This is a genomic window from Acidobacteriota bacterium (assembly GCA_020845575.1).
Classification (GTDB): Bacteria; Acidobacteriota; Vicinamibacteria; order Vicinamibacterales; family Vicinamibacteraceae; genus Luteitalea.
Genome location: JADLFL010000045.1, coordinates 1 through 25306, shown reverse-complemented (window position 1 = coordinate 25306; position 25306 = coordinate 1). Strand labels below are relative to the sequence as shown.

Below are 25306 nucleotides of genomic sequence, written 5' to 3'. Positions count from 1 at the left end.
CCTACCCACTGCAGCGGTAGGTAGGGCCGGCTCACCGAGCCCGGCCCGTGTTGTACCCGGTTAGTCCCTGCCCGTGCGTGACAACAGCCAGGCCCCGACTACAAACAGCGCGATCGAGACGGCCATCGGGCGCAGGGTGCCGTCAAAGCAGGCCGATACGGCGAGCGTCGTAAGCCCCGACGTCCCGTACTGCATCGAGCCCAGGACCGCCGACGCCGTACCGGCATCCCTGTCGAACGGCGCGAGCGCGAGTGCCGTCGTGTTGGGCAGCACGAATCCGAGCAGCAGCACGAGCAGCAACACGGGGGCGGCGAGCACGACGAGCGACGGCGCGGCGAACACGACGACAGCCAGGAAGACGAGCGCGGCAAGACCCTGCACCGTCAGCGCGCGATTCAGCACGGCCGACGTTTCTTCGCGCGCGAGCAGCGCACGATTGATCTGCGACGCGAGGATGAGCCCCGTCGAGTTGATCGCGAACATCGCCGAGAAGCCAGCGGGCGATAACCCGAGCACCTCCATGAAGAGGAAGGGCGCGCCGGAGATGTAGGCGAAGAGCACGCACTGCGCGAGCGCGCCGGCGCCGGCGAAGCGCCTGAAACGGGCGTTGCCGATGACGCGTCCGAATGCCGCGGCCACGCCGCCGATGGTGAGCGTCGACGCACGCCTGTCGACAGCCGTCTCCGGCAGTCCGCGCGCCACGGCCACCCACGTCGTCGCACCGAAGACGACGAGAATCCAGAAGATCGTGCGCCAGCCGGCCACAGTCAGGACCCAGCCGCCGACGATGGGCGCGAGGATGGGAGCGACGCCCATGACGAGCATGAGCGACGAGAGGACGCGCGCCTGCTTCTTCGGGCCGAACACGTCGCGCACCACGGCCCGCGCCATCACCACGCCGGCGCACCCGCCGAGCGCCTGGAGGCCGCGCCACAGCAGGAGTTGACCGACGGATCCGGCAAGCGCACAGCCGACCGATGCAACCGTGTACAGTGCGAGCCCCACGAGCAGCGGGCGCCGTCGTCCGAAGCGATCCGCCAGCGGCCCGTAGAACAACTGCCCCACCGCAAGGCCGATGAAGAACACCGACAACGTGCGCTGAATCGCCGCGACGTCGGTCCCGAACGTCTCCTGCAGCGCCGGGAACGCCGGCAGGTACATGTCGATCGACATGGGCGCGATCGCGGTCAGGCTGCCGAGCAACACGATGAGACCCGTATGACCGCGCACGGCGTGAGGCACGGGGACATTATCGGGCTCACGGCTCACGGCTTATGGCTTACAGCGAGTGGTACGTCCTAGACCATCACGGGCGCGGGTGGCGCCGGACGGGGCCGCCCCGCCCGCGCGCAGGCGCGTCTCCCGTACAAGGGCTGTTCGCGCCGAGGACGGGTGGGGCTGTCCGGCGACAGGACCCGCGCCCTCAGCGGCCGCCTCGGAAGAACTCGACACGCGACGCTGCCGTCAAAGGCTCGAGGTCTTGGTCTTTGCCCTCTCCCCCATCGTGGCTGTCGCGCAGCCGATCGTGTTCGAGCGCTCGCTCACCGTTGGTGCGGCGCCCACGCTCGAGGCGTCCACCGGCAGCGGCAACGTCACCGTCCGCGGGGGCGCGGGCTCGACCGTCCTCGTCAAGGGAACCATCGAGGTCAGGACGGGCTGGAACGCACCGCCCAACGCCGCCGATCTGGCACGCCGCCTCGCCGCCAATCCCCCCATCGTGCAGACCGGCGACGTCGTGACGGTGGGCAACATCACCGACGAGGAGACGCGTCGCGCCGTGAAGGTGTCGTACGAGATCACGGTGCCGACGACAACAACGGTCACGGCACGCTCGGGCTCGGGCAACGTGTCGGTGGCGCAGGTGGACGGCCGCATCAAGGCCAACAGCGGGTCGGGCAACGTCTCCGTCGCGAGTGCGGGGAACGACATCGACGCACGCACGGGGTCGGGGAACGTTTCGGTGACCGACGCGCGCAGGACCGCGTCGCTCTCGAGCGGCAGCGGCAACATCGTGGCGACGCTCTCGGGTCAGGGCGACGTCAAGGCGAGCACGGGCAGCGGCAACATCAGGCTGACCGGCGTCGTCGGATTGCTGTCTGCCAACACCGGCAGCGGGAACATCGGCGTCGACGGCACGCCGACAGGCGACTGGAAGCTGTCCGCGGCGTCGGGCGACGTGAAGGTGCGCGTCCCCGCCGATCGCGGCTTCGTCGTCGACGCCAGCACCGCGTCGGGGTCGCTCGACATGGGCCCGGCCCTCACCCTTCAGGGCAAGATCGATCGTCGGCGCATCCAGGGCACCGTCCGCGGCGGCGGCCCCACGCTCCGCCTGAGCACCGCCAGCGGCAACATCGCGGTGCAGTGATACAGGCGGTTTACGGCTTACGGCTCAGGGCTTACGGCGCGCCAGGGCCGGGCTCGGAGAGCCGGCCCTACCATCATCGGCAAGGGGCCGGGCTTCCACCTTCGCCCTCCGGGCTACGGCGGACAGGTCGCCCGGCCCGTCGTGTCTCCCTCCCCTCGTCCGCTCGTTATCGGAAATCGCGCAGGGCTGGTTCGCCGGTGGCTGCGGTGGTCACGACCTCGGCGACATGCTTGCCTACGCGCCACTCGATGATGCGAGGGAGAGTCACAGCGCCAACCTGCTGACGCTCGCGTACCAGTTCCAGGCGCTCGACTAACTGCCCTGGTTCGGTCGTCCATGGCCGGCTCACGCCCACGATCGTGTCGTCCGCTCCCACCAGCAGAGAGAGGAACGGTCCCGTGCGATTGCTCACGGTGAAGACACGCACGAGCGCTCCACGCCTCGCGACAGGAGGACGAATCGGCCCATGGTGCCCGACCTGTTGGCAGCCGAGACCCGGTCCACCTGCTCGGGAGGAGAGGCGCTCGCCGGCATGATGATCATTCACCTGCGGACGGCTCGCGCAGGGTTCCGGGCACGTCAGCAAAGCCGAGGAACGCTTCTGCAACGATGCGTTCAATCCGCCGCACCTCGTCGTCGGTCAACTGCTCGAACTCGGCCTGCCGTCGTCTTTTCGACAACGTACCCTTGTTCTGGCGAATGAACATGACCAGATTCCCGGCAACGCGATCGGGCATCTCCACAGTCGCCATGACGCGCTGAATCGCCTCGTCGTGCCGGCGCAGGTAGTCGATCTCGCGCGGCAAGTCCTCGTCCACAGTGCGCCGGACGCACGCGTAGAGGAACTCAGCGGCCTCGGTGCCGTCGAAGTAGCGACAAAAATCCGCGGTGTCGTTCAGCACCTCGACATTGCGTTCCGGCGTCGGGCGCCACTCGATGAACGGCATCAGCGGGGCTGAGTGCGCCCGCAGGGTGGTGCGATAGTCGTCGATGCGGTCCAGCATCACCGACGAGACCGGGAACACCATCCCTGCCGGCGTGAAACGACGCTCGGCGAGCACGTGATGAATCAGACAGCGATGCAAGCGGCCGTTGCCGTCCTCGAACGGGTGCACGTACACGAATCCGAAGGCCGTCGAGGCCGCCTGCAGCACGGGGTCGATTCCGTCGTCGCGCATCCGGTCATTGGCCTCGAGAAGGCCGGTCATCAGATCCGCGAGGTTGCCCGCACGCGCGCCAACGAACTCGGGGAGCGGGTCACCGACGTGATCGCGCTCACCGAGAAAGACACCTTCGGTGCGGAGTCCGGGTCGAACGAAACGCGCGTCCTCGATCAGCACGTTGTGCAGCCGCGCGATTTCATCGAGAGTCAGCGCATGCTTGCCCGCCTGCAGCACGGCGCGACCCCAGCGCTCAAGTCTGTTGCGAGGCGGGCGTTCGCCTTCGATCTGGAAGCTGGCGCGGCTGTCGGCAAGGAGCAGGAAGCTGGCGGCGCGCGCCACCAGATGTCCACCCGTACGGCCTACCGTGTCGCGGGCGCGTGCGGCGAGATCGAGAGAGAGGTACATCGTCAGTGCCGGTGTGCGTCTGATGACGGGACTGAAGCGCCAGACACCAAGCAGGTTGTCGCGCACGCGATGCCGCTTGGACAGGCGCGGTCTGCCCGTGAAGTACGCCTTTGGGTCGAGCACATCGACCGCCGGCACCTGCGGCGCGTCATCGATGTCTACACGTCGGCCGGTGAGGTGCTCGTACAGAAACCACGCCCGTCGAACGGGCGCGGACGTGGGTGCCGTGTAGACGAGCGCCTTGAGACTCTCTTCCGGGAGCGCCTCGAAGACCCGCCGGAGCACGAGGAGGTCGAGGGGTTCGTGCTTGAGGAAGAACAGCACGTGGTCGGTCAAGCCGTCGCCAGGCCAATAGCGCTTGTCGAACACGGCCCAGGCGCCGTCGGCGCGCCGGCTTCCACTGATGTGCCGTTCGGCGACACAGCTCGGATGGCGAACGGGCACCACCAGTGCCAGCTCACGGGCAAGTGCAGCCGCTCCGACCAGACGAGTTCCGTGGGGGACGGTCTGCTCCTGAAACGTCGCCGGCTGGGGTGGCTGGAGCGTCACGTCGAAAAACCTTCCGGGGCGTCGAAAACTGTCACGTTATGACTATTGACGTCGACACAATCGTGCGTCACCTGGCGTCGAAAAGACAACATCGAACGGAGTCGCTGCGCGCGCGCTGGACGTATCGGCCGCGCGGCCGTGCGTCGCTTCTTCGACCGCTGGTAGGCTGGGCCGTTCGCTCATTGGCTCGAACCGGTCACCCACGCTCATCCCGAAAGAGGCTCGACGTACGGGGACAGGCTGTGCCGTAGACCACGAGCGGCAGGCCGTAAGCCGCCACTATCTGACGAACGCTTCCGGCAGGCCGCCGTCGACGTGGAGGATCTGGCCCGTCACGCGACCGGCGCGATCCGAGAGCAGGAAGTACGCGGCTTCCGCCTGGTCCTCCGGCGTGATGGGACGCTTCGTGAGCGTGCGCTGCGCGTAGAAGTCGGCCAGTGCCGCGCGCAGGTCCTCGACCGACGCGTCGGCGTCGAACGCGATGCCGTACTTGGCGAGCGACGACATCACGCGCTCCTTCGAGAACATCGTCGAACCCTGGACGACGGTGGCAGGGGCGATGCCGTTGACGCGCACGATCGGCGCCAGTTCCACCGCCAGCGTGCGCACCAGGTGATTGGCGGCGGCCTTGGACGTGTCGTAGGCCGCCGACCCCTTCTTCGCGACGACGGCGTTCACACTCGTCGTGATGACGAGACTGCCCGCCAGTTGTTGCGCGTCCCACACGACACGGCACTCGTCGGCCACGACATACGCACCGAGGACGTTGACGTCGAACGTCCGCCGCCAGATCTCGTCGGGCACGTGCCCCGTCGCATCGGGCGTCGGGAACACGCCCGCGGTGATGACAACGTGGTCGATGCCGCCGTAGGCGAACACGCCGTCACGCACGAGCGACGCGACGTTCGGCCGATGACACACGTCGACGTTGACGGCGATCGCGGGGCCGCAGTCGCTGATGCCGCTGCCGGCCACGCCAATCCCGCGGCCGTACTTCGCGATCAGTTCTCCGGTCGTCGAGGCCACGGCTTCCTCCGACCAGTCCACGCACACGACGTGCGCGCCCTCGGCCGCCACGCGATGCGCCACTGCCTGCCCGATGCCATGGCCCGCGCCCACCACCATCACGACGCGCCCGGCGAGCGGCTTTTCTGGCGGCATGCGCTGCAGCTTCGCTTCTTCGAGCAGCCAGTACTCGATGTCGAACGCCTCCTGCTGCGGCAGCGCGACGTACTCGTCGATCGCTTCGGCCCCGCGCATCACCTCCACGGCACACGTGTAGAACTCCGCCGTGACGCGCGACTCGCTCTTGTCCTTGCCCCACGCGATCATGCCGAGGCCTGGGATCAGGACGACCGTGGGATTCGGATCGCGCATCGGCGGCGAATCAGGACGCTTGCACGCCTCGTAGTACGCGGCATAGTCGCGCCGGTACTGGTCGAGACCCTCGGCCAGGAGCCGACGCAGTTCCTCGACGTCGCCCGTCGATGGATCCCACGCCACGTACAGCGGCTTGATCTTCGTGCGCAGGAAGTGATCGGGACACGACGTGCCCAGTTCCGCGAGACGTGGCGCGTCGTGGCTGTTGACGAACCGCAGCATCGCCGCGTCGTGCTGGAGCGTGGCGATCATGCGTCGGCGCGTCGAGACCTGCCCTCGCAGCCACGGCAGGATCGCGAACAACACGTCGCCACGCGCCCCAGTCGTGATGTCCGCGTATCGCTGACCGCCGAACGTCGCGTCGCCCTTGTCCCGCGACTCGATGTACGCAGCCGCTCGCGAAATCAGATCGAGCGTGCGTTCGTAGCACGCCTTGTCCTCGTCCGCCCAGTTGATCAGGCCGTGCTGCCCGAGCACCACGCCCACTGCGTTCGGGTGCCGCGCGACAACGTCCTGCAACACCAGGCCGAGTTCGAAGCCAGGCCGCTGCCACGGCGTCCACACCACATCGTCACCGTAGATGTCGCGCGTCAGGCGCTCGGCGTTGCGTGAGGCCGCCACGCTGATGACCGCGTTCGGGTGCATGTGATCGACGTGCGCGGCCGGCACGAACGCGTGCAGCGGCGTATCGATCGACGTGGCTCGCGGATTGAGGTTGAACGTGCAGTGCGGATAGAGCGCCACCATGTGGTCTTCCGCGTCCGACTTCACGCCGCGATCGGGAATGCCCGCATACGTGTCCTGCAACTGGAGCAGACGGTCCTGATAGAGCGACGCGAAGTTGGCGAGCGTGCTCGTACGCAGGTCGCCGCCCGATCCCTTGACCCACAACACGCGGGTAGGCGCGCCCGTCACCGGATCGCGCTCGGTGAGCTTGGCCGACGTGTTGCCGCCACCGGTGTTCGTGATGCGCTGATCGGCGCCGAGGATGTTCGATCGATAGACGAGACGGTGCGCAGGCGTCAGCGACGCGGCACGTGCATCGTCCCAGGCGTATGTGACGTGATTCATGGTGTCATTCGTATCACGATCGCTCGCCGGCCACCGTCATCCGCTCGCCGACGTGGCGCTCGGCAGTGAGCCATGGCACACCCGCGACACCGGCCAGACGCAGGAGTTCATCGGGGGTGAGAGCGCGGCGGATCGAGAGCGGGCCGTCGTGGTGGAGGATCGGATGGAAGGGCCACGTGAGCAGCCACGTGAGCACCCATGCCTGTCGCGAGCGCACGAGATCGTTGATCACGATGCCGCGACGCGCCAGTCCGTTGGCCAGACGCAGAGCATCGACGACCTGTTGGTCGGTCAGGTGGTGGAAGAACATCGCGCTCGTGACGTAGTCGAAGCTCGCCTTCCGACAGAATGACTGGCGGATGTCTGCGCACAGCAGGCGCAGGCGTTCGTCAGGCGGTCCCGATCGTCGTGCGTAGTCGAGCGCGGGCGGCGAGACGTCGAGCGCCGTCACGCGCACGTCGAACCCGCGTGCGCGCCCCCACGCGATGAGCGCCCGCGGGATGTCGGCAGCACCGCACGCGATGTCGAGCACCTCGATGCGTTCGCCGGGACGCCACGCACGGCTGAACGTCTCGAACCGCGCAATCGTCGCCGCCGCACCGCCAAGACGACGGTTGACCATCGCCATGAACGCGTAGATCGTGTCGACGACCGCCTGCTCTGGTTCGTGATCGTCGAGGATCTCGCGCTGGTAGATGCGGTGCGCGAACCTGTCCGTGCGCTGACTCGACGTCGTCGTCACAGCACCGCCCGCAGCAGCGTGGCCGCATTCAGCGGCCTGCGCGAGATGGCCACGTCGAGCAGCGTGGGTGCGAGCGACGGCCGCGCAATCAACGTCCTTGCGGCAACTCCGCGCACGCGCGCCATGTGCAGCAACAGGCGGCCGAGTCGCGCCGACGTGCGCCCGAGTGCAAGCCGTTCGCGTTCGTAGCGCGCCAGATCGCCGGATGCGATGGCGTCGGCGGCGAGCGTCACCGATGCGAACGCCAGCGCCATACCGTCGCCGGTGATGGGATCCGGCGCGCCTGCGGCATCACCGATGAGCAGCAGGTCCCTGTCGACAACGCGCGGCACGTGCAGTCCCAACGGTGCCGACGCAAGCAGCGGCGTGGTCATCTCGATGTGCGAGGTACGTGCGCGCAGTTCCGGGATGTCGCGCAGGAGGAACGTGAGCGCGTCGCGCCTGAATGTGCGCTGATGAACGAGCGCGGCGACGAGTGCCTCCCCTTCCCCCGACGGCGCGAGATAGATCTCGCCGAGTGGATGGAAGAAGACTTCGACCCGGTCGGTCACGCCGTCGATGCCGGCCATGTGCGTGGACAGCCCGACACGTCGATCGGCGGGGCGATACGCAGGCAGCAGGCGATGGAACATCGACCGCGCGCCGTCGGCGCCCACGACGAAGCGTTCACCATGCGGCGAGTACGGCGTGCCGAGGCGGACATCGATGTCGTCGCTCGCGCCGGCACGGTCGAGCAGCCAGGCGTGCAGGCGATCGCGCCTGACAACCAGGCCATGACCTTCGGGGAAATCAGCCGAGACGGCCGCACCCTCGATCGCGAACCTCAACCCGCGCACGCGGGGCGCGTCGGGAAGGCCGCCGGCAATCACCTTCAATGTCGCAACGCCGTGCGGCAGGATGCCCTCTCCGCAGGCCTTCAGCTTCGGCGCACGCGACTTCTCGTACAGGTTCACGCGCACGCCACGGCGACCGAGCTCGATGGCGAGTGCCGCGCCGGCCGGGCCGGCACCGACGATGGCGACGTCGGCTACCACTTGAGGATCAGCATCTCGGCGCCGAAGCCTGGGCCGAGCGCCAGCATCAGGCCACGATCGCCGGACGCCGGCCGGCCGCTGGCCACGAGGTTGCTCAGCATGACGAGCACGGCGGCGCTCGACAGGTTGCCGTGTTCACGCATGCACGTCCGCGCGATGTGCAGCGCGTCTTCCGACAACCCGAACGACGACCGATAGGTGGCCATCACCTTCGGTCCGCCGGGATGCAGCACGTGATGATCGAAGTCGGCCACCGACAGGCCGTGACGCGCGGTGAACTCGGAGACGACAGGCGCGATGCGATCGCGAACGACATCCGGGATGTCGCGCGCGAGCACCAGGCGCATGCCGTCGCCCGTGAAGTCCCACCCCATCAGGTGCTTCGCGTCGGCGAACAGGCGCGTCTCCGTCGCGACGATGCCGATGCCCTCATGGCCCGCGTCATCTCCGGCGAGGACCGCTGCCGCCGCGCCGTCGCCAAACAGCGCGACGCCGATGAGGTCGGTCTGCGTCTTCGCGTCCGTCGAGAAGACGAGGCTGCAGATCTCGACCGAGACGACGAGGGCGCGCTCGCGTGGGCGCGCCGTCAGCACGTCGGCGGCGCGTGACAGCGCACCAGCGCCAGCCGCGCATCCGAGCCCGAACAGTGGCGACCGCCGCACGTCGGGGCGCATGCCCAGCCGCCCCGCCAGCAGCGCATCGAGGCTCGGCGTGGCCAGTCCCGTCGTCGACACGAAATACACGTGGTCGATCCGAGCGGCCGAGACGCCCGCCTGGTCGAGGCTTGCGCGCGCCGCCTGTTCCGCCAGCTCGAGCGCACGCGCCTGATACTCGCGATTGCGCTCGTCCCACGAGCGTGGTTCGAGATACCAGCCTGGCGGATGGATCAGTCGACGCGCCTCGACACCCGATCGATCGAACACCGGCAGGAGTCGTTCCACGTGCGGAACACCCGCGACGAGCGGCGCGAACTCACGACGGATCGTGGCCTGATCGACGCGATGTCCGGGAGCCGCCGAGGCGACCGACACAATCAGCGGCATGCTCCATTCTGGCGCAATATGACGCCCGGCAACGGACAACCGGCAACCGGCAACCGGTCAGGTGGAGCGACACGTGGACGCTGCCGGACTTTGTCCGGCAGTCAGTGATGCCCATCCGCCGGATAGAATCCGGCGCTACGCCTGCTGCTGACCACCAGCCCCTACTCGTATCGGCCGACGGCGAAGACGGTGCCGGCGACGAGGTAGACCAGCGTCGCGACAATCAACCCGGCGTGGAGGGCCGGAAGCGCGGCGACGACGTCTTGCGGCTCGAGCCCCAGCAGGCGCGCGGGGAGCACGAGGCAGGCGACGAGCGCCGTGACGGCCACGATTCCCGCGACCATCCTCAGCGCACCACCGCGCGCGATCGCCGGCGACGCAGGTGGCATGCCGCGCCGTTCGATACCCGGGATGCCACTCGCTCCTGCCGGGGCCGGCGTGCGCGCGCCAGCCATCGACGCCAGCGCCATGTACATCACCATCGTGAGCAGGTAGACGGGCACGAACAGGTAGAACAGGTGCAGGACGCCGCTCCGCTCGAGCACGAACCCGATGGCGATCGACCCAACCCACGCCACGAGCGCCGGCCAGTTCAACAGGCGTCCCTGATAGGTGGCCCAGTACTGCGTGAGGCCGAGCCGCGGGAACAGCCAGTGCTCCGCGAGCACGATCGCGCCGGCAGGCGCGAGCAGGAGTCCGTAGAGCCCCACGAAGTCCAGCAGGCGCGTGAACACGAACGGGAAGCATGCGATGACGGTGGTGGCGATGCCGGCCACGAGCGTGACGCGCGCGCGTGACCAGTCCGGCGTGACGGCCTGCAGCGCCAGACCCGCGCGATACAGCGTCGGGTTCGCCGTCGTCCAGCCGGCGGCGATTACCGCGAGGATGCCCGCCCAGCCGATCGTCGCGTACGCCACGGCACCCGAATCGAGCCCGGTGAGCGGCGCGCGCAGCAGCAATGCCGCGCCGGCCCCCATCAGCCCCGCGCACATCCATGCGAGGTAGTGGCCGAGGAACATGCCCACCGCCGTCAGGAGGCCGTAGGAACTGTGGCGGGCGTAGCGAAACAACGCCATGTCCGAGAGGCCGCCGTGCATCGCGAGGTTGCAGATCCACGCGAACGCTGCGATCTTCAAGAAGCCCATGGGCGCGCTGCCGTCGGGCGTGCGGCCGGTCCACACCACGCGGTCCGCCAGCGTGAAGAGATCGGCGATGCTGGAGACACCGGGCAGCCCTGCCTGTTGCGCGAGCACCGGCAGGCCGACGAGAGCGCCGGCGATGAACATCAGGAACATCCACGGCGACAGCACGCTGGAGAACGCCGCGAGTTTCTTGAAGCCGGCCATCGCAAGACCGACCACCACGGCGCCGACGAGACATACGACGAGCACGAAACGCACGTCGGTGGGATACCAGTGCACCTGCGGCGCGACGCCGAAGGGGATGCGCACGGCCGACGCCGAGACCGTGATCATGCAGCCGGCAAGGATGCAGAAAAGCACCGCGTTCAGCACGTTGTAGATGACGGTGAGCCACGGGCCGCCGATGCTGCGGAGGTACCAGTAGAGCGTCAGCCGCGTCTGCACGGCCACGGGTGCACACAACAGCGTCCACGTGAGCACGGCCAGCGCGTTACCGATCGCCAGACCGAGGAACATGTCGCGCACGCTCGCGCCCCAGTTGACGAACATCACACCGATGACGAACTCTGTCGCCGCCACGTGCTCGCCCGCCAGCGAGCCGGCGAAGTACCCCGGCCCGACGAGGCGATCGTCGGTCACCGGTTCGCGGTCGAACTCATAGAGCGCATCGAGGTGCGCCGCCGCAGAGGGTGTGGGCATGCGCGGGAGTGTATACCTCACCGGTAACCGGCAATGGGCAACCGGCAACCGGGCAATCGGACACACGCCACACGTCGACGCCGCCCTCACGACGGTGTAGGTGCCGGACTCCCCTACCTTGTAGCTGCCGGACTTGTCCAGCAGTCAGTGATCGCCGCCCGCCGGATGGAATCCGGCGGCTACACCGCCTTGTTCCAGCCGGCAGTCGGTTGCCGGCGGGCTCCCACCTCGCTACAGTTGCTGACACCTCATGGGCACACTGACGTACGCGGAGATTGCGGGGCGCGCGCTGGATCGGCTCGTCATCGAGCTGCCCTCGTGGGGCTTCGCCAACACGGGGACACGGTTCGGGAAATTCCTGCAGGCGGCAGCGGCGACGACGCTCGCGGAGAAGTTCGCCGACGCCGCGCAGGTGCATCGGCTCACGGGTGCGTGTCCGACGCTGGCGCTGCACGTGCTGTGGGACCTCCCTGGCGGCATCGCCGACGTCCCGCAGGTGCAGGCGCTCGAAGAGCGGTACGGCATCCGCGCGGGCGCCATCAATCCGAACCTGTTCCAGGACCAGCGCTACAAGCACGGGTCGGTCGGCAATCCCGACGCCGCCGTCAGGGCCGAGGCGCTGGCGCACCTGCGCGAGAGCGTGGACATCGCGCGGCAGCTCGGATCGCGCGACCTGTCGCTCTGGTTCGCCGACGGCTCCAATTACCCCGGCACGCAACACATCCGCCATCGCAAGCGCTGGTTCGCCGAGGCGCTCGGCATGGTGCACGAACGCCTGGGCCCCGGCCAGCGCATGCTCGTGGAATACAAGCCGTTCGAGCCGGCGTTCTACCACACCGACATCGCCGACTGGGGCATGGCGCTCGTGCTCGCGCGCGAGGCAGGTCCGCAGGCGTCCGTGCTCGTGGATACGGGTCACCACTACCAGGGCCAGAACATCGAACAGATCGTCGCGTGGCTGCTCGACGAAGATCGCCTCGGCGGCTTCCACTTCAACGATCGCCGCTACGCGGACGATGACCTGACGCTCGGGTCGATCGATCCGTACCAGGTGTTCCGCATCTTCAACGAGATCCAGCAGTTCGCCTGGGAGCAGGACCGCGAGCCCGATCTCGCGTACATGGTCGACCAGAGCCACAACCTCAAGGGCAAGATCGAGGCGATGGTCCAGACGGTGCGCACCGCCCAGGAACTCTGGGTGAAAGCCGCGCTCGTGGACCGTGAAGCCCTCGCCGCGCACCAGCAGGCATGCCGGCTCGTGGACGCGGAGCGCTGCCTCACGGACGCGTTCGCCACAGACACGCGGCCTTTCGTCACGGCGTGGGCCACCGCACGCGGCCTGCCCGCCGATCCGTTCGTCGCGTTACGCGAGAGCGGCTACGTCGAGGCGATCGCGAAGGAACGCGGGGCGCGCAATCTCGCGTCAGGAAGTTCCTACGCATGACGAGCGCGCGGTGGCGCATCGCGGCGTGCGATCTCGGAGCCACGAGCGGACGCGTGATGCGCGCCGACGTGGACACCGATGAGGGCACGCTGACGCTCGCCGAAGCGCATCGCTTCCCCACTCCCACGGCACGCGACGACCGCGGCGGCCTGCACTGGGACGCGCCGCGCCTGTTCGACGAGGTCCTGGCCGGCTTCGAGCGCGCCTCGGCCGGCCAGCCGCTCGCCAGCCTGGGCATCGACACGTGGGGCGTGGACTACGCGCTCCTCGACGCCGACGACAGATTGCTCGGACTGCCCTGGCACTACAGGGACGCGCGAACCGACGGCGTGATGGACGCGGTCATCGCGCGCATCGGACGCGGTACGCTCTACGACCGCACCGGCATCCAGTTCCTGCCGTTCAACACGCTGTATCAGCTCGTCGCCGAACGACGCGACGCGCCGGATCGCCTCGATCGCGCGGCGGCGCTGCTGACGATGCCAGACCTGCTGCACCACTGGCTGTGCGGATCGCGCGCCGTGGAATCCACCAATGCTTCGACGACGCAGATGGTGGATTGGCGGACGGGGACGTGGGCAACCGAGCTGCTGCGCGAGCTCGACCTCCCGACGCACATGCTTCCACCCATCGTGCGCCCCGGGACGAGACTCGGCACGCCGTTGGCCGCGTGTACCACGCGCGCACCCATCCTGTCTGGTGTACCCGTGATCGCGCCCGCGTGTCACGACACGGGGTCGGCGGTGGCCTCGATCCCGTCGGGGCCAGGCGTGGCGTTCATCAGTTCCGGCACGTGGTCGCTGCTCGGCACGGAGATGCCGTCGCCGGTCGTGTCCGACGCGGCGCTCGCGCACAACTTCACCAACGAGGGTGGCGTCGGCGGCACCACGCGCCTGCTCCGCAACATCACGGGGCTCTGGGTCCTCGAAGGCTGCCTGCGCGGATGGCGTGCTGAAGGGCAGGCGTTCGCGATGGAGGATCTCCTTGCGGCCGCGGCTTCGCGTCCACCGTGTCAGGCCGTCATCGATCCCGACGATGCCGCGTTTCATCGAGCGCCTGACGCAGCAGCCGTCCAGGCGTGGTGTGCGAGGACCGGGCAGGCCGTCCCCGCGTCGGCGTCAGACGTCGTCAGGGTCGTCATCGACAGCCTTGCGCTCGCGTATCGACGCGGATTGGAAGCGCTCGAGGCGGTGACCGGCACGCGGGTCCACACGATCCGCGTGATCGGCGGCGGCTCTCGCAATCGGCTGCTCAATCAGGCGACGGCCGACGCCACGGGATGCCGCGTGCTCGCGGGTCCCGTGGAAGCCACGGCGCTCGGCAACGTGGTGGTGCAACTGGTGGCGCTCGGTGCCGTGCGCTCGCTGGCCGAAGGCCGCGCCCTCATCGCCACCGCCTGCCCGCCCGAGGTGTTCGCCCCCCGCAGTCGCCAGCCCTGGGACACGGCGTCCGGGCGCTTCGCCACGCTGCGATGATGCCGAATGCCGGATGACGAGGGCCTGCCGCGCCGTAGCGCCGAAGGCGCGAAGGCGGGTGCCCGGATATGATGTCGTGTCATGCGCATCATGCGGTGTCTCACGGAGCACGGCCTGACGGTCTTCGCGACCCATGGCGAGATGGGCAGCTATCACGCGCTCACCGGCAATCCTTCCGACGGCTTCAAGGCGACGCAGTCACACGTACCCGTCAAACAGGTGCTCGCTCCCGTCACTCCCACCATGATCTGGTGTATCGGGTTGAACTACCGTCGCCACGCTGAAGAGACGGGCGCGAAGATCCCCGAGCAGCCCGTGGTCTTCGCCAAGGGACCGAACACCGTGCAGCACCCCGGCGGACCGATCGAGCTCCCGCACCATCTCGCGAGCGAGCAGGTCGACTACGAGTGCGAACTGGCCGTCGTCATCGGACGGGCCTGCAAGAACGTCAAGCCGGAGCACGCGCTCGATTACGTGCTCGGCTATACATGCGCCAACGACGTGAGCGCGCGCGACTGGCAGATCAAGCGCGGCGGCAGTCAATGGAGCCGGGGCAAGACGTTCGACACCTTCGCGCCGCTCGGTCCCGCGCTCGTCACGCCCGACGAGATCCCCGATCCCAACGCCCTCCGCATCTCCACACGTCTCAACGGCGAGCTGGTGCAGGACTCCAACACGGCGGACATGATCTTCAGCGTCCCGGAGATCATCGCGTTCCTGAGCGGCAGCACCACCCTCCTGCCCGGGACCGTGATTCTCACGGGCACGCCCGAAGGCGTCGGCATGGCCCGCACGCCGCCGCGCTGGCTCGTGCCAGGCGACCAAGTCACCGTGGAAATCGAGGGGATCGGCGCGCTGACCAACCCTGTCGTGCTGGAACCGATGGGGTAGCCTGCCGATATCCCCTTTATGATTGAGGCCGTGATTCGCCTCCGCCACTGGCTGCCCGTGCTGCTCGTCGGGGCCGCGACAGTCCTCGTGACGGGGGCCGGCGCGCAAACGCCCGCCTCACAGCCCGCCGCGACACGGCGCGTCTGGAACGTCATCACGACCACCGGCACGCAGCCGCTGCCCGTCTGGCTCGTGAACGGGCGCGAATACGTCAGCGCCGCAGATCTCAGCGGCCTGTTCGGCCTCGTGCTGCGCGAGGACCGCGCCGGCGGCCTCGTCATCACGATGGGCGAGAAGTCCATCGTGGTGTCGCTCACGCAGGGCCTGGCCTCCGTCGACGGTCGCGTGGTGAGCCTGCCTGGACCGCCGTCCAGACAGGGCGCGACTTGGCTTCTGCCCGTGGAAGTGATCGAACGCGCACTGGCCCCAGGTGCGTCGCCACGTATCGACGTCCGTCGTCGCTCTTCGCTCATCGTCGTCGGCTCGCCCAGCGTGCCTGCCGTGACCGCGACGAGCGAGCCACTCGGCAACGGCACGCGGATCGTGCTCACCGTCTCGCCTGCCGTGCAGCAGACGGTGGTCAGCGAGAGCGGTCGACTGCTCGTACGATTGGCTGCCGACGCGCTCGACGCCGATGTCTCCGCCGTCGCGACCTCCCAGGTGCTCACGGCGGTACGCGTGGTGCCGCCCTCGTCGGTGGAGATCACGCTCGGCGCCGCCTTTGCGAGCTATCGCGCGAGTGAACAGCACGATGGCGACCGGCTTCGCGTGACGCTGGATCTGCTGACGGCGCTGCCCGCGCCTGCCGCGCCGGATCCGACGGACACGGCAGGCGGCGAGGCGCTCCCGTCGGCACCCGTCGACGTGATCACGCCGACGATCGACGTCGGCGGCGTGCGCACCGTCGTGATCGACCCGGGACACGGCGGCACGGAACAGGGCGCGCGAGGCCCGTCGGGCACGCTCGAGAAGAACGTCGTGCTCTCGATCGCGCGGCAACTCAAGGCCGCCATCGAAGCCCGTCTCGGCATCCGCGTCCTCCTGACACGGAGCGCGGACGAGACGGTGGCGCTCGACACGCGCGCGGCGTTCGCCAACAACAACAAGGCCGACCTGTTCATCAGCATCCACGCGAACGCGTCGGTGCGATCGTCGGTGGCGGGCGCCGAGGTGTTCTACGTCACGCTCGGCGAGTACGGTAACGCGGCCCGCGCGAACGCTGCCGAACCAGGCGCGCTCCTGCCGACGGTCGGCGGCGGACAACGGAGCGTCGAGCTGATTCTGTGGGAGATGGCGCAGGCCCAGCATCTCAACGAGTCGGCGCGCATCGCGCGACTGATGGAAGCGGAGATGCGCCAGCGGCTGCCGATGTCGCCGCGTGCGATCCAGCAGGCACCGTTCCGCGTGCTCGTGGGCGCGAACATGCCGGCCGTGCTCGTCGAGACGGGCTTCATCACCAATCCCACCGAGGAGAAGCGCCTCAACGCGCCGGACCATCAGTCGCAGATCGTCGAAGCGCTCCTCGCGGCGGTGGTGCGCTTCAAGGCGGGCAGCGATCGCGTCAGCGGCTCGACCGCCCCAGCCACGCAGCAGCAGGACCCACGCTGACATGCGTCGTCCCGTCATCGTCGCGCTCCTCGGCGTCCTGACCGCGCTGGTCATAGGAGTCGCGGCGTTCGTCGTGGTGCCGCGCTGGTTCGAGCCGGCCACGGTCGACGTCCCTCTCGGCGATGCCGACGATGGCGCGGAGGCCTCCGGACGCATTCGCGCGAGCCTGTTCTACGTGGCGGAGGACGGGTTGCGCCTGACGGCCGTCGATGCCGACGTCCCGTACGGTGCCACGCCAGCCGACCAGGCGCGCGAGCTCGTCGAAGCCCAGCTCCAGCCCGCGCCGGAGCCGCTCGCGCAGGCGATCGCCGAAGGCACCAGCGTGCGGCAGGTCTTCGTATCGGAAGACGGCACCGCGTTCGTGGACCTGTCCAAGGAAGCCGTCGCCAACCATCGCGGCGGCAGCCTCGATGAGCTCTTCGCCGTATACGCGATCGTCGATGCCATCACCGTCAACCTGCCTGCCATCAAGGGCGTGCAGATCCTCGTCGACGGACAGGAGATGGACACGCTCGCCGGCCACGTCGACCTGCGGCATCCGCTGACGAAGAACCTTCGCTGGGTGACGGCACCCGACGTTCCGGACGCGACGACACCGTCGGCATCGCCGCCACAGCCGTAAGCGCAGGGCGGGCGCGCGACATGACGGCACTGTAGACTGTGTCGGATATGCCACGCTCCGACGGCCGCGCCAACGACGCCCTCCGCCCCTGCACCATCACCCCGCACATCTCGCTGCACGCCGAAGGGTCGTGCCTGGTCGAGACAGGACGGACGCGCGTCATCTGCACGGCGAGCGTCGAGGACCGCGTGCCGCCGTTCATGCGCAACAGCGGCAAGGGGTGGGTCACCGCCGAATACGGCATGCTGCCGCGCGCCACCACCACGCGCGTGCAACGCGAGTCGACGGCCGGCAAGGTCGGCGGACGCACGCAGGAGATCCAGCGCCTGATCGGGCGGTCGCTGCGATCGGTCGTCGACATGACGCGTCTCGGCGAGCGCACGATCTGGATCGACTGCGACGTGATCCAGGCCGATGGCGGCACGCGCACGGCCGCCATCACGGGCGGCTTCGTGGCGATGGCGCTCGCGATGCACCACATGGTCGAGGCCAGGCAGATCAAGGCGATCCCCGTGAAGGACTACCTCGCCGCGACGAGCGTTGGCGTGATCGGCGGCGTGCCGATGCTCGACCTCGCGTATGACGAGGACTCGAACGCGGACGTCGACATGAACGTGATCCGCACCGGCGACGGGCGCTTCATCGAAGTCCAGGGCACCGCCGAGCGCGAGCCGTTCCCGCGCGCGGTACTGGACCAGTTGCTCGATCTCGGCAGCAAGGGCATCGATGAACTGATCGTGAAGCAGGCGGCGATCGTCGGCGATCTGCTCGGCATCGCGGTGCCCGGCCGCGCATGAGCGCGCCGCGCCTGCTCGTTGCCACGAGCAACCCGGGCAAGATGCGCGAGCTCGTGGTCCTGTGCGCGGACCTGCCGTTCACGCTGGTGTCGCTCGCGGACCTCGATACGCCCATCGCACCGCCGGAGGAAGCGGGCGACACCTGCCGCGACAACGCGATGTTGAAAGCGTCGGCTTACGCAACTGAATCGGGCCTGCCGTGCCTGGCCGAGGATTCTGGCTTCGAGGTGGCGGCGCTCGACGGCGCGCCGGGCGTGCGGTCCGCCCGCGTGCCCGGGCGCGACGATGCGGAACGGAATGCGTGGGTGTACGAGCAACTCGACGCGCTGGGGAGTCGTGTATCGCCGGCGCGATTCGTGTCCGTGATGGCGCTCGCGCAGGCCGACGGCGCCATCCTCCATGTGTCGGAGGGAGAGGTGGCTGGCGAGATCGCGCCAGAGCCACGCGGCACCAACGGCTTCGGCTACGACCCGGTGCTGTACTATCCGCCGCTCGGCCGCACGTTCGCGGAGATGACGCAGGACGAGAAGTCGGCGGTCAGCCACCGCGGCCACGCCGCACGCCTGATGCACGACTGGATCCGTGACAACGTTGGCAGGGTCGGCCCGACCGAAGGTAGGGTGGGTCCTCTGGACCCGACCCGCGCCTAATCATGGCCCGCTCACTCTGGTTCGGCCTCGCGCTCTTCACGGCCTTCGGCTCGATCTACGCCGGCCTGTTCGGCGCCACGATCCTCCAGTACCCGCTCGTCGCCATGGCCATCATCGCGATCGTGTTCGCCCTCCGCACACCGCCTCCCCCCGACGACCCGCGCAAGCAGAGGTGACGGGGTCCGGCAACCGGGACAACGTCGAGCGTCGGTCACGCCGAACGACGGCGGGCACCGGCAGCGGCCACCAAGGCCACGGCGCGGCCAACGGTTGTAGGGGCACGCCTTTGTGGGTGCCCGATCCACCGTGGATCGGATCGCGCTCAGACGCGCCTGAGCTGGACGCGTTCGACGGTGTGGTGCGGGCCCTTCGTCAGGATCAGGTGGGCTCGCATGCGCGTGGGCTGGATGTTCTCGCGCAGGTTGGGGGCGTTGATCTCGGTCCAGATGTGCGCGGCCGTCTCGCGCGCCTCGCGTTCGTCGAGCGACGCGTACCTGTGAAAGTACGAGTCGGCATCCTGGAACACCGTCTCGACGAGACGCAGGAAGCGCGCGACGTACCACTGCTCGATGTCGCGCTCCTGCGCGTCGACGTAGATCGAGAAGTCGAAGAAGTCCGACGCGAACAGGTGATCGGTGTCGCGCTGATCCGGCGGCGCCTGCAGCACGTTCAGCCCTTCGACGATGACGACGTCCGGCTGTCGCACCGTCTGCACGGCGCCGGGCACGATGTCGTAGCGCTGGTGTGAGTAGACGGGCGCGTGGACCTCCGGGACGCCGCCCTTCACGTCGGCGAGGAAGCGCACGAGGCGCGCCCTGTCGTAGCTCTCCGGGAACCCTTTGCGCTTCATCAGGCCGCGGCTTTCGAGCACCGCATTCGGGAAGAGGAACCCGTCGGTCGTCACGAGATCAACCGACGGGTGATTCGGCCAGCGCGAGAGCAGCGCCTGGAGGATGCGCGCGGTGGTGCTCTTGCCGACGGCCACGCTTCCGGCCAGCCCGATGATGAACGGCACCTGATGGCCGTTGTTGCCGAGGAAGGTCTGCGTGGTGCGGTAGAGCCCCTGCGATGCGTGCACGTACAGGTTCAGCAGTCGCGACAGCGGCAGGTAAATCTGCACGACCTCGTCGAGCGAGAGCGCGTCGTTGACGCCGCGCAGCGCACTCAGATCCGCCTCGGAGAGCGTGAGCGGCGTGCTGTCGCGCAAGTGCGCCCACGCCGCGCGGTCGAAGGTGATGAACCGCGAGAGCGCGGTGGCGGCTGTCGTCATGCGGTGTGCACAGGATGTCAGACATCGGCGGCAACCGGCAACCGGCAACGGGCAACCGATCGGCCATTGCCGGGCAGTCGAACAGCGATAGCGCCGCGAGCACGGCGCCGCGTAGCCGCCGGATTTCATCCGGCGGTCAGAACCACTCGATCCGGTTGCCGGCTTGCCCGTTGCCGGTTGCCGGAGTCGTGACGAGGTATCGTATTGGCGCCATGGCCCATTCCGTCGATCGTCGTTCGTTCCTGAAGACTGCCTCCGCCACGCTCGGCGCGGGGCTCGCCGCTCCAGCCGTCGTCTCCGCCGCGCCAGCGATTCGCGTGCAGGGCGGGGCTCCGTCGGACCGCGTCCGCGTGGCCATCATGGGCGTCAACAGCCGCGGCGGCCAGCTCGCGCGCGCGTTCCTGAACACGCCGGGCACCGCCATCACCGCGATCTGCGACGTGGACTCGCGCGCGTCGGCGCGCGTGGCGGCGATGATTGCCGAGGCCGGCGGCGGCACGCCGAAGACGAGTGCGGACGTGCGCAAGGTGCTGGACATGCCCGACGTCGATGCGCTCGTCATCGCCGCGCCGGATCACTGGCATGCGCCGGCGGCCATCATGGCGCTGAACGCGGGCAAGCACGTCTACGTCGAGAAGCCGTGCAGCCACAATCCGCTCGAAGGCGAATGGCTCGTCGCCGCGCAGAAGCGCACGGGCAAGGTGGTCCAGATGGGCAACCAGCGCCGCTCGTGGCCGAACGTCAAGCGCGCGATCGAACTGGTCCACGGCGGACGCATCGGCCGCGTGTACACCGCGCGCACGTGGTACTCCGCCAATCGCCCGTCGATCGGAACCGGCAAGCCCGGGCCTGTCCCCGAGTGGCTGGACTACGACCTCTGGCAGGGCCCCGCGCCGCGCCGGCCGTATCTCGACAACGTCGTGCACTACGAGTGGCACTGGCGCTGGCACTGGGGCACGGGCGAATCGGCCAACAACGGCACGCACATGTTCGACCTCGCACGCTGGGGACTGCAGCTCGAACACCCGACGCGCGTGACGTCGGCCGGCGGACGCTATCGCTACGCCGATGACTGGGAGTTCCCCGACACGCAGATGATCACGCTCGAGTATCCCGAGCGGCGGATGATCACGTGGGAATCGATGAGCGCCAACGCGTGGAAGCCGCAGGGGCGCGCGGTGGGCGTCACGTTCCACGGCGAGAACGGCTCGCTCCTCATCGACGGCGACGGCTACACGGTCTACGACATCCAGGGCGCGCAGGTCGAGGAAGTGAAGACCGACCCGGGTGCCGTGACGAGCACCGTCGGCCCCGCCGTGCGCCTCGACGCGCTGCACACCGCGAATTTCCGCGACGGCATCCGCGGCACCGCCACGCTCGCCACGCCCATCGACGGCGGCCACGTGAGCACGATGATGGCGCACCTCGGCAACATCGCCTGGAAGACCGGCCGCGCCCTCACCTGCGACCCCACCACCGGCCGCATCGCGAACGACGATGCCGCGATGCAGCTGTGGGGCCGCGAGTACGAACAGGGATGGAAGCCTGCGGAAAAGTGAAAAGGGAAGTGGGTAAAGGATAAGGACAGCGAAAATTCGAACGATCCCAGTTGCTCGAACACATCGTCTCGACTGTCGAACAATCCGCCGTCGCCTCTGGCACGCGCGAGCGTCTCCAGGCACGCCAGGCGCTGACGGCACGACCCGCGCCCTCTCGCGAGCGTGCGCGAGACAGGCTGCCGGTCACGCACGGTGTAGATGGGCGCGACCCTCTCGGAGATCGTCGCGTGCGCGAGTCGCAGACAGGCTTGCTCCGATTCGTCTGCAGGAGACGATCAGTAACCGCCGACCGCCGGATAGCCTGCCGCGCCGCAGCCCGGCGGAAGCGGGAAATCCGACGGCTACCTTCCTCTACTCTGCGCGGAGAGACTCCAGGGGATCCGTTCTCGCCGCGCGGCGGGCGGGGGCCAGGCGGCGGTCAGGGCTAGTGCCACGGTCCTTGCGGGCCACGGCATCACCGGACAACTGGGGCTGGCCGGCGACAGGACCCGCGCCCTCAGCCAAGGCTCGTGTAGTAGGCTGAGGCACCATGCAACGCAGAGCATTCCTGCAGTCTGCCGGACTGGCGGCGGCCGGCATCGTCGGGCCGACGATTCTCCCTTCGCGTCTTTTCGGCGCGCAGGCGCCGTCCAATCGCGTGACGATGGCGTTCATCGGGACTGGGAGGCAGAGCCAGGGCCTCAACATCCCGGAGTTCATGGCCGTGCCCGGCGTGCAGGTGGTGGCCGTGTGCGACGTGGACGACTGGCGCGTGCAGCAGGCCAGGGCGCTCGTCGAATCGATCCACGCGAAGCAGTCATCGTCTGGCACGTACGCGGGCTGCGCCACGTATCGCGACTTCCGTGACGTGCTCGCCCGCACCGACGTCGACGCGGTGATGATCGGCACGCCCGATCACTGGCACGTGCCGATGGCGCTGCTGGCACTGCGCGCGGGCAAGGACGTGTCGCTCGAGAAACCCATCACGCGCTACATCAACGAGGGACGCCTGCTCGTCGACACCGTCGCAAAGCACAAGCGCGTGTTCCGCGTGGACAGCGAGTTCCGCTCGCTCGAACGCTTCCATCGCGCCGTCGAACTCGTGCGCAACGGACGCATCGGCACGCTGAAGACGATCCGGGTGTCGTCGCCCCGCGAGGAGTTCCCGGCGGAACCGGCGATCGAAGCGCCCGTGCCAGCCGGCCTCGACTACGACATGTGGCTCGGGCCCGCGCCGAAGGTCCCCTACATGCAGAAGCGCGTCCACAACCCGCGCGATCTGAAGGGACGCCCCGGCTGGTTCCGCAGCACGATGTACGCCGACGGCATGCTCACCAACTGGGGCGCGCACCTGGTGGACATCTGCCAATGGGCCAACGGGACGGAGCGCACCGGCCCGATCGAAGTGCAGGCGACAGGCAAGTACCACGACGACCCCGTGTGGGACGTGCTGGAGACGTTCGACGCGCGCTTCAGGTTCGCCAACGGCGTCGAGATGTTCTACACGATGGATCAGCCGCAGATCCGCTTCGAAGGCGACGAGGGCTGGGTGCAGGTGAACTACTCGAAGTCGGCCGCGCACCCCGAGTTCCTCGAAGCCAGCACGCCGTCGATCCTGTCGTCGACACTCGGTCCAGACGCCGTGCGCTTCCCGCTCCGCAGCGAACGCGTGGACTTCATCGACGCGGTGCGCAGCCGGGGCAACACCATGGAGGACGCCGAAGTAGGCCAACGCACGATCTCGATCTGCCACCTTGCGCACATCGGCGCGAAGCGCCAGGGCAAGGCGCTGCGCTGGGATCCCGTCAGCGAACGCTTTCCTGATGACGAGGAGGCCAACAGGCACCTCGTGGCGCCGGCCGGTCGCGCACCGTGGGGGGTGGCATGAACGCCTGGCGCGCTGCGTGTCTCGCCTGTCTCCTTGCGCTGCTGCCGGCGGCGGCCGACGCACGTCCCGAGTTCTACGTCTTCGACAACGGTGTGGGCCGCGGGTCGTGGACGCCAGAACAACAGGCGTCGGTGCTGAAGGAACTCGGTTACGACGGCATCAGCTACAACTACACGAACCCCGAGGATCTCGCGCGCTGGCAGAAGGCGTTCGGCGCAGTGGACCTGAAGATCTACGGCCTCTACGTGTACACGTACATCGACAGGCCCGAGCCATTCGACCCGCGGCTGGCCGAGGCGATCCGCATGCTGGCGGGTACCGACACAGTGGTGTGGATCACCATCCGCGAAACGAAGACCACGGGCGACAACGACGCGCGCGCCGTGGCCAACGTGCGCAAGGTGGCCGACATCGCGCGCAAGTACGGCGTGAAGGTCGCGCTCTACGGCCACGCAGGCTTCTACGTCGAGCACGGCGTCGACTCTGCCCGCATCGTCGCCAAGGCGAAGCGAGCCAACGTGGGCGCCACGATCAACCTGTGTCACGAGTACATGAGCGGCGTGGGGGATCGCCTCGACGCAACACTGAAGGCCGTGGCACCCGTGTCCACGCGCGTGAGCATCAATGGCATCGATTCGCCGAGCCGCACGTGGGTGGCGCGGCTCGATCAGGGCGACTTCGACATGGTCGACTACCTGCAGCGGCTTCGCGCGGCGGGATACTCCGGACCGATCGGCCTGCAGGCCTACAACGTGCCCGGCGATCCGTACACGAACCTGGCCGCCAACATCGCCACGTGGCGTCGCATCGCGGCGCAGCTCGACGAGCGCGCGTCGAACGCCGCTCCGCAGAACGTCCTCACCGAACAGGAGCGCGCCGCCGGTTGGGAACTCCTGTTCGATGGCACGACCACGAATGGATGGAAGGGGTTCGCGAAGGCCGGCTTCCCCGCCGCCGGATGGACCGTCGAGCATGGCACGCTCAAAGGGCTCGGACGCAAGGGCGGCGACATCATCACCACGCGCGCGTTCGGCGACTTCGAGTTCCAGTGGGACTGGCGGCTTTCGTTCCAGGGCAACAGCGGCGTGAAGTACTTCGTGGACGAGGCGCGTGGCAACGGCGGTGGCGCGATCGGCCACGAGTACCAGACCATCGACGATGAGAACTACACGGCGATCGCGCTGACCGATCGCCAGAAGACCGGTGCGTGGTACGACGTCATCCCACCCACGACCGTCGCGGCACGCCCCACCGGCGACTGGAACACGTCACGTCTCGTCGTGCGCGGCACGTCCGTCGAGCACTGGCTGAACGGCGCGCGCGTCCTCGCCTACGACATCACCAGTCCGGCCGCCGCGCATGGCATCGCGACGAGCAAGTTCAGGGATGTGAAGGGGTACGCGGACAAGATCCGCACGCCGCTCCTCCTGCAGGATCACGACACGGTGGTGTGGTTCAGGAACCTGAAAGTACGGGACATCCGGTAGGACCAGCGCGCGGGTCCTGTCGCCGGACAGCCCCACCCGTCCT

General features: G+C 68.4%; 21 protein-coding genes. 12 read left to right on the top strand and 9 right to left on the bottom strand.

Going from position 1 to position 25306, the window contains the following annotated elements:
- Positions 1-60: 60 nt before the first annotated feature.
- Positions 61-1242 (bottom strand): multidrug effflux MFS transporter, encoded by a 1182-nt coding sequence (locus tag IT182_13460; protein MCC6164351.1) that lies wholly within the window; start codon positions 1240-1242, stop codon positions 61-63.
- Between the two features lie 238 nt (positions 1243-1480).
- Here IT182_13460 and IT182_13455 point away from each other — a divergent pair, with 238 nt between their 5' ends.
- Positions 1481-2365: a DUF4097 family beta strand repeat protein gene (locus IT182_13455; protein ID MCC6164350.1), complete on the top strand. Its 885-nt coding sequence runs from the start codon at positions 1481-1483 to the stop codon at positions 2363-2365.
- A gap of 166 nt (positions 2366-2531) precedes the next feature.
- Here IT182_13455 and IT182_13450 read toward each other — a convergent pair whose 3' ends face one another.
- The 7 genes from IT182_13450 to IT182_13420 all read right to left on the bottom strand — a co-directional run bounded on the left by IT182_13450 (position 2532) and on the right by IT182_13420 (position 11593).
- Complete coding sequence (locus IT182_13450; GenBank protein MCC6164349.1) at positions 2532-2792, bottom strand: hypothetical protein; 261 nt, start codon at positions 2790-2792, stop codon at positions 2532-2534.
- 112 nt (positions 2793-2904) lie between these two features.
- Complete coding sequence (locus tag IT182_13445) at positions 2905-4482, bottom strand: Fic family protein (protein ID MCC6164348.1); 1578 nt, start codon at positions 4480-4482, stop codon at positions 2905-2907.
- A gap of 279 nt (positions 4483-4761) precedes the next feature.
- Positions 4762-6933, bottom strand: a complete 2172-nt coding sequence (locus IT182_13440) for a bifunctional rhamnulose-1-phosphate aldolase/short-chain dehydrogenase (protein ID MCC6164347.1) — start codon at positions 6931-6933, stop codon at positions 4762-4764.
- 13 nt (positions 6934-6946) lie between these two features.
- Positions 6947-7675: a methyltransferase domain-containing protein gene (locus tag IT182_13435; GenBank protein MCC6164346.1), complete on the bottom strand. Its 729-nt coding sequence runs from the start codon at positions 7673-7675 to the stop codon at positions 6947-6949.
- On the bottom strand, positions 7672-8709 hold the full coding sequence (locus tag IT182_13430) for an FAD-dependent monooxygenase (GenBank protein ID MCC6164345.1): 1038 nt from the start codon (positions 8707-8709) through the stop codon (positions 7672-7674). Before IT182_13430 ends, IT182_13435 begins: the two co-directional genes overlap by 4 nt.
- Entirely contained in the window at positions 8703-9752 is a 1050-nt protein-coding gene (locus IT182_13425; GenBank protein ID MCC6164344.1) for a hypothetical protein, read from the bottom strand. The genes IT182_13430 and IT182_13425 overlap by 7 nt, the downstream gene beginning before the upstream one ends.
- Before the next feature lie 161 nt (positions 9753-9913).
- Positions 9914-11593, bottom strand: coding sequence for a nucleoside transporter (locus IT182_13420; protein MCC6164343.1), 1680 nt, complete (start codon positions 11591-11593; stop codon positions 9914-9916).
- 250 nt (positions 11594-11843) lie between these two features.
- Between IT182_13420 and IT182_13415 the strand changes: the two genes are divergently transcribed.
- The 8 genes from IT182_13415 (at position 11844) to IT182_13380 (ending at position 19256) form a co-directional block, all read left to right on the top strand.
- Positions 11844-13037: a sugar isomerase gene (locus tag IT182_13415; protein MCC6164342.1), complete on the top strand. Its 1194-nt coding sequence runs from the start codon at positions 11844-11846 to the stop codon at positions 13035-13037.
- The gene (locus IT182_13410) at positions 13034-14512 is read left to right on the top strand and encodes a rhamnulokinase (GenBank protein ID MCC6164341.1); all 1479 of its coding nucleotides are present in this window, start codon (positions 13034-13036) and stop codon (positions 14510-14512) included. Before IT182_13415 ends, IT182_13410 begins: the two co-directional genes overlap by 4 nt.
- 81 nt (positions 14513-14593) lie before the next feature.
- A complete protein-coding gene (locus IT182_13405; GenBank protein MCC6164340.1) occupies positions 14594-15403 on the top strand; it encodes a fumarylacetoacetate hydrolase family protein in 810 nt (269 codons plus the stop codon).
- A 30-nt stretch (positions 15404-15433) separates the two neighbouring features.
- Positions 15434-17011 (top strand): N-acetylmuramoyl-L-alanine amidase, encoded by a 1578-nt coding sequence (locus tag IT182_13400; protein ID MCC6164339.1) that lies wholly within the window; start codon positions 15434-15436, stop codon positions 17009-17011.
- Between the two features lies 1 nt (position 17012).
- On the top strand, positions 17013-17633 hold the full coding sequence (locus IT182_13395) for a GerMN domain-containing protein (GenBank protein MCC6164338.1): 621 nt from the start codon (positions 17013-17015) through the stop codon (positions 17631-17633).
- Positions 17634-17680: 47 nt separating this feature from the next.
- Positions 17681-18430, top strand: coding sequence for a ribonuclease PH (rph, locus tag IT182_13390; protein MCC6164337.1), 750 nt, complete (start codon positions 17681-17683; stop codon positions 18428-18430).
- A complete protein-coding gene (locus IT182_13385) occupies positions 18427-19080 on the top strand; it encodes a non-canonical purine NTP pyrophosphatase (protein ID MCC6164336.1) in 654 nt (217 codons plus the stop codon). The genes rph and IT182_13385 overlap by 4 nt, the downstream gene beginning before the upstream one ends.
- A 2-nt stretch (positions 19081-19082) precedes the next feature.
- Positions 19083-19256, top strand: a complete 174-nt coding sequence (locus IT182_13380; protein ID MCC6164335.1) for a hypothetical protein — start codon at positions 19083-19085, stop codon at positions 19254-19256.
- Positions 19257-19402: 146 nt separating this feature from the next.
- Here IT182_13380 and IT182_13375 read toward each other — a convergent pair whose 3' ends face one another.
- Positions 19403-20350, bottom strand: coding sequence for a type I pantothenate kinase (locus IT182_13375; GenBank protein ID MCC6164334.1), 948 nt, complete (start codon positions 20348-20350; stop codon positions 19403-19405).
- Positions 20351-20562: 212 nt separating this feature from the next.
- On the opposite strand from IT182_13375, the gene IT182_13370 reads away from it, so the two are divergent.
- The 3 genes from IT182_13370 to IT182_13360 all read left to right on the top strand — a co-directional run bounded on the left by IT182_13370 (position 20563) and on the right by IT182_13360 (position 25263).
- Positions 20563-21909 (top strand): Gfo/Idh/MocA family oxidoreductase, encoded by a 1347-nt coding sequence (locus IT182_13370; GenBank protein MCC6164333.1) that lies wholly within the window; start codon positions 20563-20565, stop codon positions 21907-21909.
- Positions 21910-22438: 529 nt separating this feature from the next.
- Positions 22439-23776 (top strand): Gfo/Idh/MocA family oxidoreductase, encoded by a 1338-nt coding sequence (locus IT182_13365; protein ID MCC6164332.1) that lies wholly within the window; start codon positions 22439-22441, stop codon positions 23774-23776.
- Positions 23773-25263, top strand: a complete 1491-nt coding sequence (locus IT182_13360) for a DUF1080 domain-containing protein (GenBank protein ID MCC6164331.1) — start codon at positions 23773-23775, stop codon at positions 25261-25263. Before IT182_13365 ends, IT182_13360 begins: the two co-directional genes overlap by 4 nt.
- Positions 25264-25306 lie beyond the last annotated feature (43 nt).